The sequence below is a fragment of the Streptomyces hilarionis genome, from assembly GCF_024539675.1.
GTDB classification, from domain to species: Bacteria; Actinomycetota; Actinomycetes; order Streptomycetales; family Streptomycetaceae; genus Streptomyces; species Streptomyces hilarionis.
The window spans coordinates 1-18658 of sequence record NZ_JAHHIT010000016.1 but is presented as its reverse complement, the minus strand read 5'-3'; the positions used below and the strand labels follow the sequence as shown (position 1 = coordinate 18658).

Here is an 18658-nt window from a genome sequence, read left to right as displayed (position 1 = left end):
GAACCCACCATGACGAACCGTCGACTTCCCCACCGCGTCCGGATCGGGATCGAACAACCGCCCCACATCCCAACCCCGATCCTCCGGAAACGCCGAGATCCCCTCACGCCCCTCCACCACCAGACGCCACAAATCCTCCGGCGACCCAACCCCACCCGGCAGCCGACACCCCATCCCCACAATCGCAATCGGATCCTCCGACCCCGACCACCCACCAGCAGCGGACGCCTCCCGGCCCACCGACGCCGACACCACCGCCCCCTCACCCACCAACTCCCCACGCAAGAACTCCGCCAGCACACCCGGCGACGGATAATCGAAAATCAACGTCGCCGGCAACCGCAGACCCGTCACCGCACCCAAACGGTTCCGCAACTCCACCGCCGTCAACGAATCAAAACCCAGATCACTGAACGCCTGACCCACACCGATGTCCCCGGCACTCGCATGCCCCAACACCACCGCCACCTCACCCAAGACCAACTCCACGAGCAGACGTTGCTGTGCCGCGTGGGTCAGCGCGGCCAGGCGGTGCGCCAAGGAGTCACCAGTGTCCGAGCCGGTACCCGCGGCCGCCGTTGCGGCTGTGCGGCGCGGTCGGCGGACCAGGCCGCGCAGCATCGGTGGCAAGTGTCCGGCCCGTGCCTGCTCCGTCAGGGCGGCGAAGTCGAACTTCACCGGCACCAGAGTGGAGACCTCCCCCGGCAGGGTCGTGTCGAGGAGAACCGTGTCGAGCAGGGCCAGGCCGTCCTCGGTGGCCAGCGGAAGCACTCCGCCCCGGCCCATACGGGCCTGGTCCGACTCGCTCATCGTCGCGATCATGCCGCCGGACTCGGCCCACAGACCCCAGGCCAGGGAGACCGCGGGCAGGCCCTGCGCCCGGCGCCACTGAGCGAAGGCGTCCAGGAACGCGTTCGCCGCCGAGTAGTTGCCCTGACCCGGCCCCCCGATCACACCGGCCGCCGAGGAGAAGAGGACGAACGCCGCGAGGTCCATGCAGCGTGTCAGCTCGTGCAGCATGAGTGCGGCATCGACCTTGGGCCGGAAGGCGCCGCCGATCCGCTCCTGCGTCAGGCTCGCGATCACCCCGTCGTCGAGCACTCCCGCCGCGTGCACGACAGCGGTCAGCGGCGCGTCGGACGGCACCGCTGCGAGAAGCTTCTTCACCGCCCTGCGCTTGGACATGTCGCACGCCACGACGGTGACGCTCGCTCCGGCGGCTTCCAGTTCCGCCGTCAGCGCCGCGGCACCGGGCGCCTCAGGTCCGCGACGGCTGGTCAGCAGCAGATGGCGCACGCCATGCGCGGCGACGAGATGCCGGGCGACGAGGCCGCCCAGGGTTCCGGTACCGCCGGTGACCAACACGGTTCCCGCGACATCCAGTACACGCCCGGTCTTCACCGAATCGCGGGCGTGCCCGGCCTCCGCCGCATCCCGTGCGGCCCCGGTGGCGGGGTCGGCGGCGACCCGCACCAGCCTGGGCGTGTACACGACGTCGGCGCGCACCGCCACCTGGGCTTCCCTGGTGGCCAGCACACCCGCCAGGGCCGATCGGGACGCCTGCACCTCGTCCACATCCATCAGCAGCACGCGGTCGGGGTTCTCGGCCTCCGCGGCGCGCACCAGCCCCCAGACGGCAGCGCCCGCCGGGTCGGTCACCTCGGCGTCGCCGGCGACACCGACCGCGCCCCGCGTCACGACAAGCAGGCGGGACGACTCGAGTTCCGGCGCGGCGAGGAATGCCTGAAGGATGCCGAGGACACGGCCCACGAGACCGCGGACCCGCTCGGCGCTGACGACGCCGTCGACTGCGTCGACGACCAGCACGTCCGGCATCGACGCGCCGGACCGCACCAGTTCCTCGACGTCCAAGGCCATGGAGACCGGGTGCGGGACGACCGCGGCCGTGGCGCCGTCCGTCGCGCCGGACGGCATCGCGGTCCATTCGACGGCGAACAGCGCGTCCGTGCCGGGACCGGTCTGGCCAGCAGCCTTGACCTGCTCGGCGGGGACCGCGCGCAGCACGAGCGATTCCACCGAGGCGACGGGCGCGCCGTCGCCGTCGGCGAGTTCCAGCGCCACCGACTCGGGCCCGGTGGGCGTCATCCGTACGCGCAGGCTGGTGGCGCCCGAAGCGTGCAGCGTCATGCCGTTCCACGCGAACGGCAGGATGAGCATGCCCTCCTCGGCCCTGCGCTCGGTGAACGCGCCGCAGTGCAGGACCGCGTCGAGGAGGGCGGGATGCAGACCGAAGCCGGCCGCCGCGTCGGCGTCGTCCGCCGGGAGCGTGACCTCGGCGTAGATCTCCCCTTCGAGGGTCCACAACGTGCTGAGGCCCTGGAACAGCGGCCCGTACGCATACCCGGCGCTCGCCTGGTCCGCGTAGAAGTCCTTCAGGTCGACGGGCTGCGCGCCCTCGGGGGGCCAGACCTTCAGTGTGCTGTCGGGGGCCGGAGCCTCGTCGTCGAGCTGGCCGTTGGCGTGACGGACCCAAGGGGTTCCGGACCTCGCATCGTCGGGCCGCGAGTACACCGCGACCGGCCGTAAGCCGCCTGTCTCCTCACCGACCGAGACCTGGATGCGGACCGCACCCCTGTCGGGGATGACCAGGGGGGCTTCGATGATCAATTCGCGCAGGGACCGCGCCCCCACCTCGTCTCCGGCACGGACGGCGAGTTCCACCAGGGCGGTACCGGGCAACAGGACGGTGCCGGACACCGCGTGGTCCGCGAGCCACGGCTGCGCGGCCAGCGACAGCCGGCCCGTCCCCAGCACACCACCGGTGTCGGGCACGCTGATCACCGAGTCGAGCAGCGGATGCTCCACCGCGAACGCCGGATCACCAGCCGACACGTTCGAGTTCAGCCAGAACCGCTGCCGCTGGAAGGCGTAGGTGGGCAGGTCCACCCGGCGGGCACCGGTTCCGGCGAACACCTTCTCCCAGTCCACGGCCACACCCCGGGCGTGGAGCTGGCCGAGGCAGTTCATCAGAGCTCGGTCCTCGGGCACGTCCCGTCGCAGGGAAGGCAGACAGTCCTGGGCCACCATCGCCGACAGCACGCCGTCGGGGCCCAGCTCGAGGAACGTGGAGACCTTCAGCTCGCGCAGCGCCTGGACCCCGTCGTGGAAGCGGACCGTGCCGCGTACGTGCTCCACCCAGTACTCCGGCGAACACAACCGGTCCGCGTCCGCCACCCCGCCGGTCAGGTTCGACACCACCGGCAGAGCAGGCTCGTGGAACGTCAGGCCCGCCACGACCTGGCGGAACTCGTCCAGCATCGGGTCCATCAACGACGAGTGGAAGGCATGCGAGACCCGCAACCGCTTCGACCGCCGCCCCTCAAGACGCGCCACCACGGCCGTGACAGCATCCTCGACACCCGACAGCACCAACGACGTGGCACCGTTGACCGCCGCGATGCTCACGCCCTCCGTCAGCAGAGGCACGACCTCGTCCTCGGCCGCCTCGACGGCGAACATCGCACCGCCCGACGGCAGGGCCTGCATCAGGCGGCCGCGCGCCACCACCAAAGCCGCCGCGTCCTCCAACGACCACACACCCGCCACGAACGCGGCCGTCACCTCACCGATCGAATGACCAGCCAGGTAGTGGGGACGCACACCCCAGGACCGTACGAGACGGTAAAGCGCCACTTCGACGGCGAAGAGCGCCGGCTGCGCATAGCGCGTCTCGTCCAGCAGGTCCCCGCCCTCGAAGACCAACTGCCTGAGTGAGCGACCGAGCTCCTTGTCCACGGCCGCGCACACCTCGTCGAAGGCCTCCGCGAACACCGGGAAAGCGGCGTGCAGTTCACGCCCCATCCCGACCCGCTGCGACCCCTGACCCGTGAACAACACACCCAGACGTCCGGGGACGACTGTCTGCGGCTCCACCGACGCGAGGTGCTCACGCGCCTCCTCCACCGAACCCGCCACCACCACCGCACGGTGATCGAAATGCGCACGGGTCGTCGCCAGCGAGAACGCGGCGTCCGTGAGGCTCAGTTCGCGGTGCGTTTCCAGATGGTCGGCCAGTCGCCGAGCCTGCGCGCGCACCGCCTCAGTCGACCTGCCTGACAGAACGAGGGGTACGAGACCCCGTGTCGCGGTCGGCTCGGCACCCTCCTTCTCGACTGCTTCCAGGATGACGTGGGCGTTGGTGCCGCTGATGCCGAAGGAGGAGACGGCCGCGCGGCGCGTACGGCCCGGGTCGGTCGGCCATTCCCGCGACTCTGTCAGCAGTTCCACCGCACCCGCCGACCAGTCCACCTTCGGCGAGGGCTCGTCCACGTGCAGCGTCTTGGGCAGCACACCGTGCCGCATCGCCTGCACCATCTTGATCACACCCGCCACACCGGCCGCAGCCTGCGCATGACCGATGTTCGACTTCAACGACCCCAGCCACAACGGCCGATCAGCACCAGGCCGCTCCTGCCCGTACGTCGCGATCAACGCCTGCGCCTCGATCGGATCACCCAGCGAGGTACCCGTCCCGTGCGCCTCCACCACATCGACGTCGGCCGCCGACAGACCCGCGTTCGCCAGCGCCTGCCTGATCACCCGCTGCTGAGAGGGACCGTTGGGCGCGGTCAGGCCGTTGGACGCACCGTCCTGGTTGACCGCACTGCCCCGCACCAAGGCCAGCACCTCGTGGCCGTTGCGCCGCGCGTCCGACAAACGCTCCAACAGCACCAGACCCACGCCCTCGGCCCACGCCGTCCCGTCGGCACCCGCCGCGAACGACTTGCACCGCCCGTCGGCGGCAAGACCCCGCTGACGCGAGAACTCGATGAAGCTGCCGGGCCGGGCCATCACGGCCACGCCGCCGGCCAGGGCCAGCGAGCACTCGCCGCCGCGCAGGGACTGGACCGCGGAGTGCATCGCGACCAGCGACGACGAACACGCCGTGTCCACCGTCACGGCGGGTCCCTCGAAGCCGAAGGTGTACGCCACCCGGCCCGAGACGATGCTCCCGGCGGCTACTGCCGCCTCGTAGTCGTGGTACATCAAGCCGGCGAAGACACCCGTGCGGCTGCCCTTCAACGACGCCGGATCGATCCCCGCCCGCTCCAGCACCTCCCACGACGTCTCCAGCAGCAACCGCTGCTGCGGATCCATCGCCAGCGCCTCACGGGGACTGATCCCGAAGAACGCCGGGTCGAACTCCCCAGCGTCGTGCAGGAAGCCGCCTTCGCGAACGTAGGACTTGTCCGGCAGACCGGGAGTGGGGTCGTAGATTCCGTCGACGTCCCAGCCCCGGTCCTCGGGAAACGGCGTGATGCCGTCGCGTTCCTCGGCGACCAGACGCCACAGGTCCTCCGGCGAGGAGACGCCGCCGGGCAGTCGGCACGCGGCCGCCACGATCGCGATCGGCTCGGACGAGGCCGCAAGGGCCCGGTCGCGCTCCTCCTTGAGCTGCTCGTTCTCCACGAGCGAGGCCCGCAGTGCCGCGACAAGCTTGTCCTCGGACACAGACATTCTTGATTTCCTCCGTAGGCCGCGACGGGCTCAGTTGGTGGTGTTGCCCATCGCGCGTTCGATGAGGCCGGCTACGTCCATGTCGGCGATCAGGTGTGCGGCGCTCTGTCGCGTCTCCGACGAGGCGGCAGCGGTCGGGGCGGCGTTCACGGCTTCGGGTGCGGCAGCCACGAGACGCAGCAACTGCTGCAGTACGCCCAGCTCTTGGAGGCGGCCGAGGGGGACGGAGGCGAGGGCCTTGCGCAGCCCGGCCTCGTCCACGTCGGCGAGCTCCACCGTTCCGCCTGCGACGTCCGGGATCAGCTCCGCGCGCAAGTGCTCGGTGATCGCGACGGGTGACGGGTAGTCGAAGACCAGCGTGGCAGGCAACGGAATCCCCGCCACCCTCATCAACCGGTTGCGCAGCTCGACCGCGGTGAGCGAGTCGAAGCCGATCTCGCTGAACGCCTGCCCCGGAAGGATGCTCGCTCCATCGGTATGTCCGAGCACCACGGCCACTTCGTCGCGGACCAGGTCGAGCAGCATGTCCGTCTGCTCCTCCTCCGGGAGCCCGGCCAGCCGGTCCGCGAGGGAGATGACGGATGCGGGTCCCGCGGCAGTGGCGGTACGTCGGGGCCGACGCACCAACCCCTGCAACATGGAGCCCAGTTGGCCGGTGGCTGCCTGCTCGGCGAGGGCTGCGAAGTCGAACTTGACAGGTATCAGTGCCGGTTCACCGGCGCCGATCGCGGCGTCGAAGAGCGCCATCCCCTCCTCGACCGACAACGGAAGAACACCGCTGCGCCGCATGCGTGCCTGGTCCGCCCGGTCCAGGGCACCGGCCATGCCTCCGGTGTCACCCCAGAGACCCCACGCCAGCGACACAGCCGGCAACCCCTGCGAACGGCGCCACTGAGCAAACGCATCCAGGAACGCGTTCGCCGCCGAATAATTGCCCTGCCCCGGACCACCCAGCACACCCGACGCAGACGAGTACAGAACAAAAGCGTCCAGGTCCAGGCCCCGCGTCGCCTCATGCAACGCCAGCACCGCATCCACCTTCGGACGCAACACCGCCGCCAACCGCTGCGCCGTCAACGACCCGAACACACCGTCATCCAACACACCAGCCGTGTGCACCACACCCGACAACGGAGCCTCAACAGACACCTCCCCCAACACCTGAGCGAGCGCCTCGCGGTCGGCCACGTCACACGCCGCCACAACCACCCGCGCACCCAGCCCCTCCAACTCCGCCCTCAACGCCGACGCACCCGGAGCATCCACACCACGCCGACTCGTCAGCACCAAACTGCGCACCCCATGCACCGCCACCAGATGCCGCGCCACCACCGCACCCAACGCCCCCGTACCACCCGTCACCAACACCGTCCCACCCGAACGGAACACCCCACCACCCGACGACTCACCCGACGGTTCGAGGGGCGAGGCGACCATCACACGGGACAGCCTCGGCACGAGCACCTCACCCGCGCGCACCGCCACCTGCGGCTCACCCGAAGCCACCACACCCGCCAACACCTCACCAGCAGGCAGCACCTCACCCACCCCCACATCCACCAACACCACCCGGCCCGGATCCTCCGCCTGCGCCGAACGCACCAACCCCCACACCGCAGCACCCACCGGATCCACCCCACCAAACTCACCCGCAACGCCAGCGTCCACCGCACCCCGCGTCACCACCACCAGACAACCCGAACCCGCACCCGCACCCGACGCCGAAGACGTCAGGAACGACTGCACCGCAGACAGAACACCAGCCGTCACCTCACGCACCGCCCCGGCATCCAACTCCGCCGACGGCACATCCAGGACCTCGACACCACCAACGGCATCCCCATCCACATCGCCGGCCACCGACAGCGGCGACCACTCCACCCGGAACAACGCGTCAGCAACCTCGCCGCCGGACACTCCCCACTGGCCCTCCGGAATCGCCCGCAACACGAGCGACTCCACCGACGTGATCAAGGCACCTTCGCCAGTGGCGTCGAAGACCTCCAGGCGCGACGCGTCGGAGCCGTCCTCGGCCGGTGTCACCCTGACACGGACAGCCGAGGCACCGGTGGCATGCAAGGTCACTCCACGCCACTCCGCGGACAGACCGGAGTACCCGGTCGCACGGGCCGCGGCCTCGAGAAGGACCGGGTGCAGGCCGAAGCGCCCGGCATCGGCCGCGAGTTCCTCGTCCAAGACAAGCTCGACGGACTCCGCCGACGCGACCGCTTCACCGTCTGGTGCCGGAACTGCGTCAGAGGAGGTCAGGGTGCCGGTGGCGTGGCGGGTCCAGGACTCGTCGCCGTTGTCCGCACGGGTGTACACGCCGACGGTGCGGTGTCCCTCGTCGTCGGCGCCCCCCACGGAGACCTGCACGCGAAGGGGTGCCGTCGCGGGCAGCACGATCGGCGTCTCGATCGTGAGCTCGCGCAACGAACCGGCGCCGGCCTCGTCGCCCGCACGGATCGCCAGTTCGACCAGAGCCGCTCCCGGCACCACGCCGGCACCGGGCACGGTGTCCTCGACCAGCCATGGCTGGGCCGCGCGCGACAGCCGTCCGGTGCACACCACACCCCCGGTCTCCGGCACCGCCATCACCGCGTTGAGCAACGGGTGTCCCAGCGACACGTCGGTCGTCGGAGCGGTGGCGGCCAGCCAGAACCGCTGCCGCTGGAAGGCGTAGGTGGGCAGCTCCACCCGGCGGGCACCGGTTGTGGCGAACACCCTCTCCCAGTCCACGGCCACACCCCGGGCGTGGAGCTGGCCAAGGCAGTTCATCAGGGCTCGGTCCTCGGGCACATCCCGTCGCAGGGAAGGCAGGCACTCCTGGGCCACCATCGCCGACAGCACACCATCGGGGCCCAGCTCGAGGAACGTCGCCACCTTCAGCTCACGCAGCGCCTGGACGCCATCGTGGAAACGGACCGTGCCACGCACGTGCTCCACCCAGTACTCCGGCGAACACAACCGGTCCGCGTCCGCCACCCCGCCGGTCAGGTTCGACACCACCGGCAAAGCAGGCTCATGGAACGTCAGCCCCGCCACGACCTGGCGGAACTCGTCCAACATCGGGTCCATCAACGACGAGTGGAAGGCATGCGAGACCCGCAACCGCTTCGACCGCCGCCCCTCAAGCCGCGCCACCACGGCCGTGACAGCATCCTCGACACCCGACAGCACCAACGACGTGGCACCGTTGACTGCCGCGATGCTCACGCCCTCGGTCAGCAGAGGCACGACCTCGTCCTCGGCCGCCTCGACGGCGAACATCGCACCGCCCGACGGCAGCGCCTGCATCAGCCGACCCCGCGCCACCACCAAAGCCGCCGCGTCCTCCAACGACCACACACCCGCCACGAACGCAGCAGTCACCTCACCGATCGAATGCCCGGCCAGATAGTCCGGCCGCACACCCCAGGACTCCACCAACCGGAACAACGCCACCTCGACCGCGAACAGCGCCGGCTGCGCAAACCGCGTCTCGTCCAGCAGGTCCCCGCCCTCGAAGACCAGCTGCCTGAGCGAGCGACCGAGCTCCTTGTCCACGGCCGCGCACACCTCGTCGAAAGCCTCCGCGAACACCGGGAATACGGCGTGCAGTTCACGCCCCATCCCGACCCGCTGCGACCCCTGACCCGTGAACAGCACACCCACACGACCCGGAACAACCGCCTGCGGCTCCACCGACGCGAGATGCTCACGCGCCTCGACCGCCGAACCCGCGACCACCACCGCACGGTGATCGAAGTGCGCACGGGTCGTCGCCAGCGAGAACGCCACATCCACCAGGCTCAGTTCGGGCCGCTCCGCCAGGAGATCGGCCAGCCTCGCCGTCTGCGCGCGCACCGCCTCCGGCGACCTGCCCGACACCACCAACGGCACCACACCACCCGGCGCCTCACCGTCGGGGCCCACACCCTCCGGCACCACCGCACGCTCCACCGGAGCCGCGGGCTCCACGCCCTCCAGGATCACGTGCGCATTCGTCCCACTGATGCCGAACGCCGACACACCCGCCCGCCGAGGACGGTCCGCTGCCGCCGGCCATTCCCGCGCGTCGGTCAGCAGTTCCACCGCGCCCGCCGACCAGTCCACCGCCGGTGACGGCTCGTCCACGTGGAGCGTCTTGGGCAGCACACCGTGCCGCATCGCCTGCACCATCTTGATGACGCCCGCCACACCGGCCGTGGCTCCCGTGTGGCCGAGGTTCGACTTCAGGGCGCCGAGCAGCAGTGGCCGGTCGTCGGCGGGCCGCTCCTGGCCGTACGTCGCGATCAACGCCTGCGCCTCGATCGGATCGCCCAGCGAGGTACCCGTCCCGTGCGCCTCCACCGCGTCGACGTCGGCGGCCGACAGACCGGCGTTGGCGAGCGCCTGGCGGATCACCCGCTGCTGAGAAGGACCGTTGGGCGCGGTCAGGCCGTTGGACGCACCGTCCTGGTTGACCGCACTGCCCCGCACCAAGGCCAGCACCTCGTGGCCGTTGCGCCGCGCGTCCGACAGTCGTTCCAGCAGCACCAGGCCCACACCCTCGGCCCACGCCGTCCCGTCGGCACCCGCCGCGAAGGCCTTGCACCGCCCGTCGGCGGCTAGGCCGCGCTGTCGAGAGAACTCCACGAAGACGCCGGGGCTGGACATCACGGCCACGCCGCCGGCCAGGGCGAGCGAGCACTCGCCGCTGCGCAGGGCCTGCATCGCGGAGTGCATCGCCACCAGTGAGGACGAGCACGCCGTGTCGATGGTGAGCGCGGGGCCCTCCAGGCCGAGGACGTACGACACGCGGCCGGAGGCGACGCTGGCGGCGCTGCCGGTCAGGGCGTAGCCCTCGGTGCCCTCGGCGCCGCCGCCGAGGCGCGGGGTGTAGTCCTGGGCTCCCATGCCGGTGAAGACGCCGACGTCCTTGCCGCGCAGGGAGGTCGGGTCGATGCCCGCCCGTTCGAAGACCTCCCAGGAGGTCTCCAGCAGGAGCCGCTGCTGCGGGTCCATGGCCAGCGCCTCGCGGGGGTTGATGCCGAAGAACCCGGCGTCGAAGTCGGCGACGTGCTGGAGGAAGCCGCCCTTGCGGACGTAGGTCGTGCCGGGGGCGTCGGGGTCGTCGGAGAGCAGGCGGTCCAGGTCCCAGCCTCGGTCGGTCGGGAAGTCGACGAGGGCGTCGCGGCCTTCGGCGAGCAGGGTCCACAGGTCCTCGGGCGAGGTGACGCCGCCGGGGAGGCGGCAGCCCATGGAGACGATCGCGATGGGGTCGTCGGCGACGGGGGACGCGGGCGATGCCGCTGCGACGGTGGGCGGGGTGTGGGCGGCACGGTCTCCGACGAGTTGTGTGCGGAGGTGGTCGGCCAGAATTCTGGGGTTCGGGTAGTCGAAGACGAGGGTGGCGGGCAGCCGCAGTCGGGTGGCCGCGTTGAGGCGGTTGCGCAGTTCCACCGCGGTGACGGAGTCGAACCCGATCTCCTTGAAGGCCCTGTCCTCCTCGACGCCTTCGGTGTCCGGGTGGCCGAGGACGGCCCCGGCCTCCGCCCGTACCAGGCCCACCAGCAGGTGTTCCTGTTCCGCGGGTGAGAGGCTCAGGAGTTCGGAGCGGAGGGCGGAGGCGTCGGCGTCGGCGTCGGGGCGGTCCTCGGTGATGCCGGCGAGGAGGTCGGTGACCTCGGGCAGGCCGCGCAGCAGGGGCCGGGGACGGCTGAGGGTGAAGGCCGGCGCGAAGCGGGTCCAGTCGATGCCGGCGACGACCACGTGGGTCTCGTCGTGTTCGACGGCCTGCACCAGGGCGTTGACGCCGAGGTGGGGGGCCATCAGGGAGAGACCGAGTTTGGCGAACTCTCCGGCCATCGAGGCGTCGACCATGCCGCCGCCGTCCCAGGCGCCCCAGGCGATGGAAGTGGCGGTCAGTCCGCGGGCACGGCGGTCGTGGGCCAGTGCGTCGAGGTACGCGTTGGCTCCGGCGTAGGAGGTGAGGCCGTTGCTTCCCCAGGCGGTGGCGCCGGAGGAGAAGAGGACGAAGGCGTCGAGTTCGCGGTCGCCGAGGAGGTCGTCCAGGTGACGGGCGCCGTCGATCTTGGCGCGGCCCATTTCGGCGAACTGTTCGATGGTGAGTGCGGGCAGGGGGGATTCGGTCTGGGGCGCGCCGGCGAGGTGCAGGACGGCGGTCAGCGGCAGTTCGTCGGGGACGGCGTCGAGGAGGGCGGCGACCGCGTCGCGGTCGGCGATGTCGCAGGCGGTGACGGTGACCTTGGCGCCGTGGGATTCGAGTTCGGCGCGGAGTTCGGCGGCCCCGGGGGCGTCGGGGCCGCGGCGGCTGGTCAGGAGCAGGTGTTCGGCGCCCTGCTCGGCGAGCCGGCGTGCGACATGGGCGCCTGTGCCGCCCGTGCCGCCGGTGATGAGGACGGTGCCGCGGGGGGTCCAGGGGGTGTGGGCCGGGGCCCCGTCCAGCGGGGCGCGGCGCATGCGGCGGGCGTACAGGCCGTCGGCGCGGATGGCGAGCTGGTCCTCGTCGCCGGGTCCGGAGAGGGCCGTGCACAGGAGGTCGAGGGTGTGCGGGCCGGGTCGGTCGGCGCCGGACGGCAGGTCGACGAGGCCGCCCCAGGACCGCGGGTGGTCCAGGGCGAGGACGGTGCCGATGCCCCACATGACGTGCTGGGCGAGGTCGGTCAGTTCGGCGGGGTCGGCGACGGCGACGCCTCCGGACGTGACCGCCCACAGGGGCGCCTCGATGCCGGCGTCGTGAAGGGCTTGGACGAGGGTGACGGAGCCGAGCGTGCCGCGCGACCAGGTGGGGTGGGCGGGGTGCGGTCGGCCGTCGAGTGCGAGGAGGGACACGATCCCGGACAGGGGCTGGTCGGGCAGGGCGGCGGCCAGCGCCGCCCGGTCCGTGTGCTCGGTGTCGACCTCGATGCGGACGATCTGCACGCCGCGCTCGGCCAGACCGGTGACGACGGCTTCGGCGAGCGAGGCGCTGTCAGTGCCGGTGCCGATTCCGGTGCCGGTGGCGGTGGCGGTGGCGGTGGCGACGAGCCAGGTGCCGGAGAGGGCGCCGGGAGGCGTGGCGGCGGCGTCGATCCGGTCCCAGCCGAGGCGGTAGCGCCATCCGTCGACGACGGATCGTTCCTGGTGGCGGCGGCGCCAGGACGACAGTGCGGGCAGGACCTCGTCCAGTACGGAGGCCTTGAGCTGGAGGTCGTCGGCGAGTGCGTCGGTGTCGCCGGCCTCGATCGCGGCCCAGAAGGCGGCGTGGACGGGGTCGGCCTCGACGGCGGGGCCGTCGTTCGCGTCGAGCCAGTAGTGCTGGTGTTGGAAGGGATACGTCGGCAACTGCGTCCGCCGCGCGCCCCGCGCATCGAACGCCGCCGACCAGTCGACGTCCACACCCCCCGCATACACCTCACCCACCGACCGCAAGAACCGCTCCAAACCCCCCTCACCACGACGCAACGACCCCACCACCAGACCATCCACACCCACCTCACCCAACGACTCCGCCACCACGAACCCCAACACCGGATGCGGACTCATCTCCACGAACACCCGCCGCCCCTCACCCAACAGAACCCGCGTCACCTCCTCAAAACGCACCCGCTCCCGCAGATTCCGATACCAATACCCCCCGTCCAACAACGCCGTATCCACCACCCCACCCGTCACCGTCGAATAAAACGGCACCCCCGACGACACACCCGACACACCCGCCAACACCCCCGCCAACTCACCCTCGACCCCCTCCACCTCCACCGAATGCGACGCATAATCCACCGCCACCCGACGAACCCGCACCCCCTCACCCCGCAACTCCCCCTCCAACACATCCAACGCATCCACCCCACCCGCCACCACCACCGACGACGGACCATTCACCGCAGCAACCGACAACCCCCCACCCAACCGACCCTCCACCACACCCACCGGCAAACCCACCGACAACATCCCACCCAAACCCGCCAACGACGACGCAATCACCCGACTACGCCCCGCCACCACCCGCGCACCATCCTCCAACGACAACCCACCCACCACACACGCCGCCGCAATCTCCCCCTGCGAATGCCCCACCACCGCAACCGGCTCCACCCCCACCGACCGCCACAACCCCGCCAACGACACCATCACCGCCCACAACACCGGCTGCACCACATCAACCCGACCCAACGCCTCCTCATCACCCAACACATCAACCAACGACCACCCCACAAACGGCTCCAACGCCTCCCCACACCGACCCATCCACTCCGCGAACACCACCGACTCCGACAACAACCCCAACGCCATCCCCACCCACTGCGCCCCCTGACCCGGAAACACGAACACCACACCCGAACCACCGGGACCGGTGGTCGGCACCGAGGTGTTCTCGGCCAGGGCGGTGAGGCGTTCCAGTGCCTCCTCGCGGTCGGCGGCGACCACCACGCCCCGGTGGGTGAACGCGGTGCGCGAGGTCAGGGAGAGGGCGACGTCGTGCAGCACGGTCTCGGGCCGGTCCTCCAGGAACGCCGCGAGCTGCCGCGCCTGGGCGCGCAAAGCCTCGGGGGTCTTGCCGGACAGGGCCAGCGGCACCACGCCCGCGGGCACGACCCGTTCGGCGGACGCCGGCGCGGGGCCGGCGGAGGCGCCGGCTGCGTCGGGTACGTCTGCTGCCGTGGTTTCGGGGTCCGCCGAGCCCGATTCCTCGGGTACGGGGACCTCGGACGCGGGGGCCGCGGACGGCGCGGGCCGCGCGGACTCGATGACGATGTGGGCGTTGGTGCCGCTGAGGCCGAAGGACGACACACCGGCACGCCGCGGCACGTCCCGCTCCGGCCACTCCCGCGCCTCGGTGAGCAGCCGCACCGCACCCGCCGACCAGTCCACCTCGGGCGTCGGGGCGTCCACGTGCAACGTCTTCGGCAGCACACCGTGCCGCATCGCCTGCACCATCTTGATCACACCCGCCACACCGGCCGCCGACTGGGCGTGACCGATGTTGGACTTCAGCGAGCCCAGCCACAGCGGGCGGCCGTCGGCGGGCCGCTCCCGGCCGTAGGTGGCGAGGAGGGCCTGCGCTTCGATCGGGTCGCCGAGGGACGTGCCGGTGCCGTGCGCCTCCACCACGTCGACGTCCGCCGGGGACAGCCGGGCGTTCTCCAGCGCCTGCCGGATCACCTCGCGCTGGGCGGGGCCGTTGGGCGAGGTGAGGCCGTTGGAGGCGCCGTCCTGGTTCACGGCGGAGCCGCGGACGACGGCCAGGACCTCGTGGCCGTTGCGGCGGGCGTCCGACAGCCGCTCCAGCAGCAGGAGACCCACGCCCTCGGAGAAGCCGGTGCCGTTGGCGCCGGCGGCGAAGGCGCGGCACCGGCCGTCCGGGGAGAGGCCGCGCTGGCGGGAGAACTCGACGAACATCTTGCTGTCGGCCATGACGGCGGCGCCGCCGGCCAGGGCCATCTCCGACTCGCCGGTGCGCAGGGACTGGACGGCGAGGTGGATGGCGACCAGCGACGAGGAGCACGCGGTGTCGACCGTCACCGAGGGGCCTTCGAGGCCGAGCGTGTACGACACGCGTCCCGAGGCGAAGCTTCCGGTGCTGCCGCGTCCGATGTAGGCCTCCAGGTCCTCGGGGACCTGTCGGACGCGCGGGGCGTAGTCGTGGTGCATGACGCCGGTGTAGAAGCCGATCCTGCGGCCTCGCAGCGAGGTCGGGTCGATGCCCGCCCGCTCGAAGACCTCCCAGGAGGTCTCCAGGAGCAGTCGCTGCTGCGGGTCCATCGCCACCGCCTCGCGCGGGGAGATCCCGAAGAAGGGCGCGTCGAAACCGGCCACGTCGTGGAGGAAGCCGCCTTCACGGACGTAGGACTTGCCCGGTGCGTCGGGGTCCGGGTCGTACAGGCCCGCCAGGTCCCAGCCCCGGTCGGTCGGGAAGGGGGTGATGCCGTCGACGCCGTCGGCGACCAGCCGCCAGAGGTCCTCGGGGGAGGTCACTCCTCCCGGCAGACGACAGGCCATACCGACGATGGCGATGGGCTCCCATGCCCTCTCCTCGACCTCGCGCAGTCGGCGGGTCGCCTGACGGGCGGTGGCGACGGCCTTGTTGAGGTATTCGCGGTACTTCTTGTCGTCGGGCACGGTGAAGGTCAGCTCCTAGAGAAAGACTTCTGACGACGGGCGGGCGGCGGGGGCGGCAGCCGCGGCAGGCGCGGGGGGTTCGGCGGGCTCGGCGGGCGTCAGGAAGCGGTGAACTCGTTGAACTCGTTGTCGATGATGTCGAAGACCTCGTCGTCGGTGACCGAGTCGAGGTCGTCGTCGCTCTCGTCCTGGGCGGTGTCCGGGGTCCACTTGGCCAGCAGGACATGTAGGGCGGCGGTGACCTGGGCGCGGACCGCCCGGTCCTCGGGTACGGAGGCGAGTGCGGCCCTCAGCTTCTCGACCTCGGCGACCGCCCGGTGGACGGCGGGGGCTCCCTCGGGGGCGAGCGCCTCGCGCAGGTGGGCGACGAGCGCGGCCGGCGCCGGGTGGTCGAAGAGCAGGGTGGCGGGCAGGCGCAGGCCGGTGGCCGCGGACAGCTTGTTGCGCAGTTCGACGGCGGTGAGCGAGTCGAAGCCCAGCTCCTGGAAGGCGCGGTCGGCGTGGATGGCGTGCGCGTCCTGGTGGCCGAGGACGACGGCGGTCTCCGCGCGGACCAGGTCGAGCAGGAGTGCGTGCTGTGCGCTCTCCTCCAGGCCGGCCAGGCGCTCGCGCAGGGAGCCGGCCGTGGCGAGGTCGGTGCGCCGGGCGCGGGCTTCGGCCGCCGTGATGCGGCGGACCTCGGACACTCCTTGGAGGAGTGCGGAGGGCCGGGGGGCGGTGAACGCCGCGTGGAAGCGCGTCCAGTCGATGTGGGCGACGGTGAGTCCGCTCTGACCTCCTGTCAGGGCGCGGTCCAGAGCGGTCAGCATGAGTTCGGGGCGTACGGTCTCGATGCCCTGGCGGCGCAGTTGCGGCGCCGAGGCGGCGTCGACCATGCCGCCGCCGCCCCAGGCGCCCCAGGCGATGGAGGTGGCGGTCCGGCCCTGGCCCCGCCTGCGCAGGGCGAGGCCGTCCAGGTAGGCGTTGCCGGCGGAGTAGGCGCTCTGGCTGCCGCTGCCCCAGACTCCGGCGATGGACGAGAAGACGATGAAGGCGTCCAGGGGGGTGTCGCCGAGAAGTGCGTCGAGGTGGGCCGCGCCGGCCGTCTTGGCGGACACGACGGCGCCGAAGTCGTCGAGCGTCGTCTCTTCCACAGTGCCGAAGCCGTTGACGCCCGCGGCGTGCACCACCGTGCGGACCGGGTCGCCGTCCGCTGCCAGCTTCGCCAGCAGGTCGGCCAGGGCCTGCCGGTCGGTGACGTCGACGGCGGCCACGGTGACCCGGGCTCCGGTCTCGGCGAGTTCGGCGGTCAGTTCGGCGATGCCCGGTGTGTCGGCGCCGCGGCGGCCGACGAGGACCAGGTGGCCGGCGCCGGATGCGGCCATGTGGCGGGCGACGTGCCCGCCGAGGGCTCCGGTGCCGCCGGTGATCAGTACGGTGCCGGTGGTCCGCCGGGGCGACTCGTCCGGGTGCGGCCGGTGCAGCGGTGTGTGCTCCAGGCGGCGGGCGAGGACCGTGCCGTCGCGCAGGGCGAGTTGGTCCTCGTCGCCGCTGCCGCCGCCGAGCACCGTGGCGAGCAGGGCGCCCGTCGCGGGGTCGAGGGTGGCGGGGAGGTCGACCAGTCCGCCCCAGCGGCCCGGGTGTTCGAGGGCGGCGGCCTGGCCGAGTCCCCACACGGCGCCCTGGTCGGCGCTGTGCACCGGGTCGGTGTCGCGGGTGGCGACGGCGCCCTGGGTGGCGAGCCACAGCGGCGCGTCGACACCGGCGTCGCCGAGGGCCTGGACCAGGGCGATCGTCGCCGCCAGTCCGCGGGTGACTCCCGGGAGGCCGGGGTGCTCCCGCTCGTCGAGGGCGAGCAGCGACAGGACGCCCGCGAGGGGGGCTGTCCCGGTCGCCGCGTCGGTCGCCGTGCGGGTGACGAGGTCGGTGAGCGTGGCGCGGTCGGCTCCGTCGACGGGCAGCGGGACGACGTGGGCGCCCCGGTCGCCGAGGGCGGTGAGGCATGCCGTGACGGTGGCGTCGTCCGTGCGGTCGGCCGGTACGGCGACGAGCCAGGCGCCGGTGGGCGCGGCTGCGGGGTCCGTGATGTCGGCCGGGATCCAGGTCGTGCCGTAGACCCAGTCGTCCAGCCGGGAGGAGGCCGTCTCGCGGGCCAGCCGGGCTCCGGCGAGCTGTTCCGGGGTCACCTGACGGCCGATGAGGGCGTCGATGCGCGCTACGGGCGCGCCGTGGTGGTCGGTGACGGTGACCTGCCAGGTCTCCTCGCCCGCGGGGACGAAGTGGGCCCGCAGGCGGGAGGCCCCGCGGGTCCACAGGGTGATGCCGTTCCAGGAGAAGGGCAGTCGTGGCAGACCGGTGCCGTAGATCAGCGGGGCGTGCAGCGAGGCGTCGAGCAGGGCGGGGTGCAGGGAGAAGTCTCCCGCGTCGTCCTGCTGGTCCTCGGGCAGCGCGACCTCGGCGAAGATCTCGTCGTCGCGGGTCCACACCCCGCGCAGTCCCCGGAAGGCGGGGCCGTACTCGTAGCCGCGTTCGGCCAGGTCCGCGTAGACGGATTCGACGTCCACCGGTACGGGGGTGGCGCCGGACGGCGGCCAGACGAGGGCGGGCTCGCGGGAGTCGAGGTCCTCGGGGACGAGGGTGCCGGTGGCGTGCCGGGTCCAGTCGGGTTCGTCGCCCTCGGGGCGCGAGTGGACTGAGACGGCGCGGCGGCCCGACTCGTCGGGGGCGGCGAGTTCGACGCGGACCTGGATGGCGCCGTCCTCGGGGAGGATGAGGGGCGCCTCGATGACGAGTTCCTCGAGGGCGCCGCAGTCGGCGCCGGCCCCGGCGGTCAGGACCAGGTCGACGAAGCCGGTGCCCGGCAGCAGGGCGGTGCCCCACACGGCGTGGTCGGCGAGCCAGGGGTGGGTGCGTGTGGACCAGCGGCCGGTGAAGGCGACACCGCCGGTTCCGGGCAGGTCCACGGCGGCGCCGAGGAGCGGGTGCGTGGACGGGGTGAGGCCGGCGGAGGAGACGTCGCCCTGTGCGCGTTCCGTCCTGAGCCAGTAGTGCTGGTGTTGGAAGGGATACGTCGGCAACTGCGTCCGCCGCGCGCCCCGCGCATCGAACGCCGCCG

3 protein-coding genes are annotated in these 18658 nt (G+C 71.8%); all 3 read right to left on the bottom strand.

All coding sequences use genetic code 11. The features are described 5' to 3' along the window. On the bottom strand, nucleotides 1–5472 hold a 5472-nt coding region (locus tag KMS84_RS04465), incomplete at its 3' end, for an SDR family NAD(P)-dependent oxidoreductase (protein WP_438818897.1). A gap of 36 nt (nucleotides 5473–5508) precedes the next feature. Next, nucleotides 5509–15564, bottom strand: coding sequence for a type I polyketide synthase (locus tag KMS84_RS04460; protein WP_256914697.1), 10056 nt, complete (start codon nucleotides 15562–15564; stop codon nucleotides 5509–5511). A 98-nt stretch (nucleotides 15565–15662) separates the two neighbouring features. Next, nucleotides 15663–18658: SDR family NAD(P)-dependent oxidoreductase (locus KMS84_RS04455; RefSeq protein ID WP_256914696.1), on the bottom strand; the 2996-nt coding region annotated here is incomplete at its 5' end.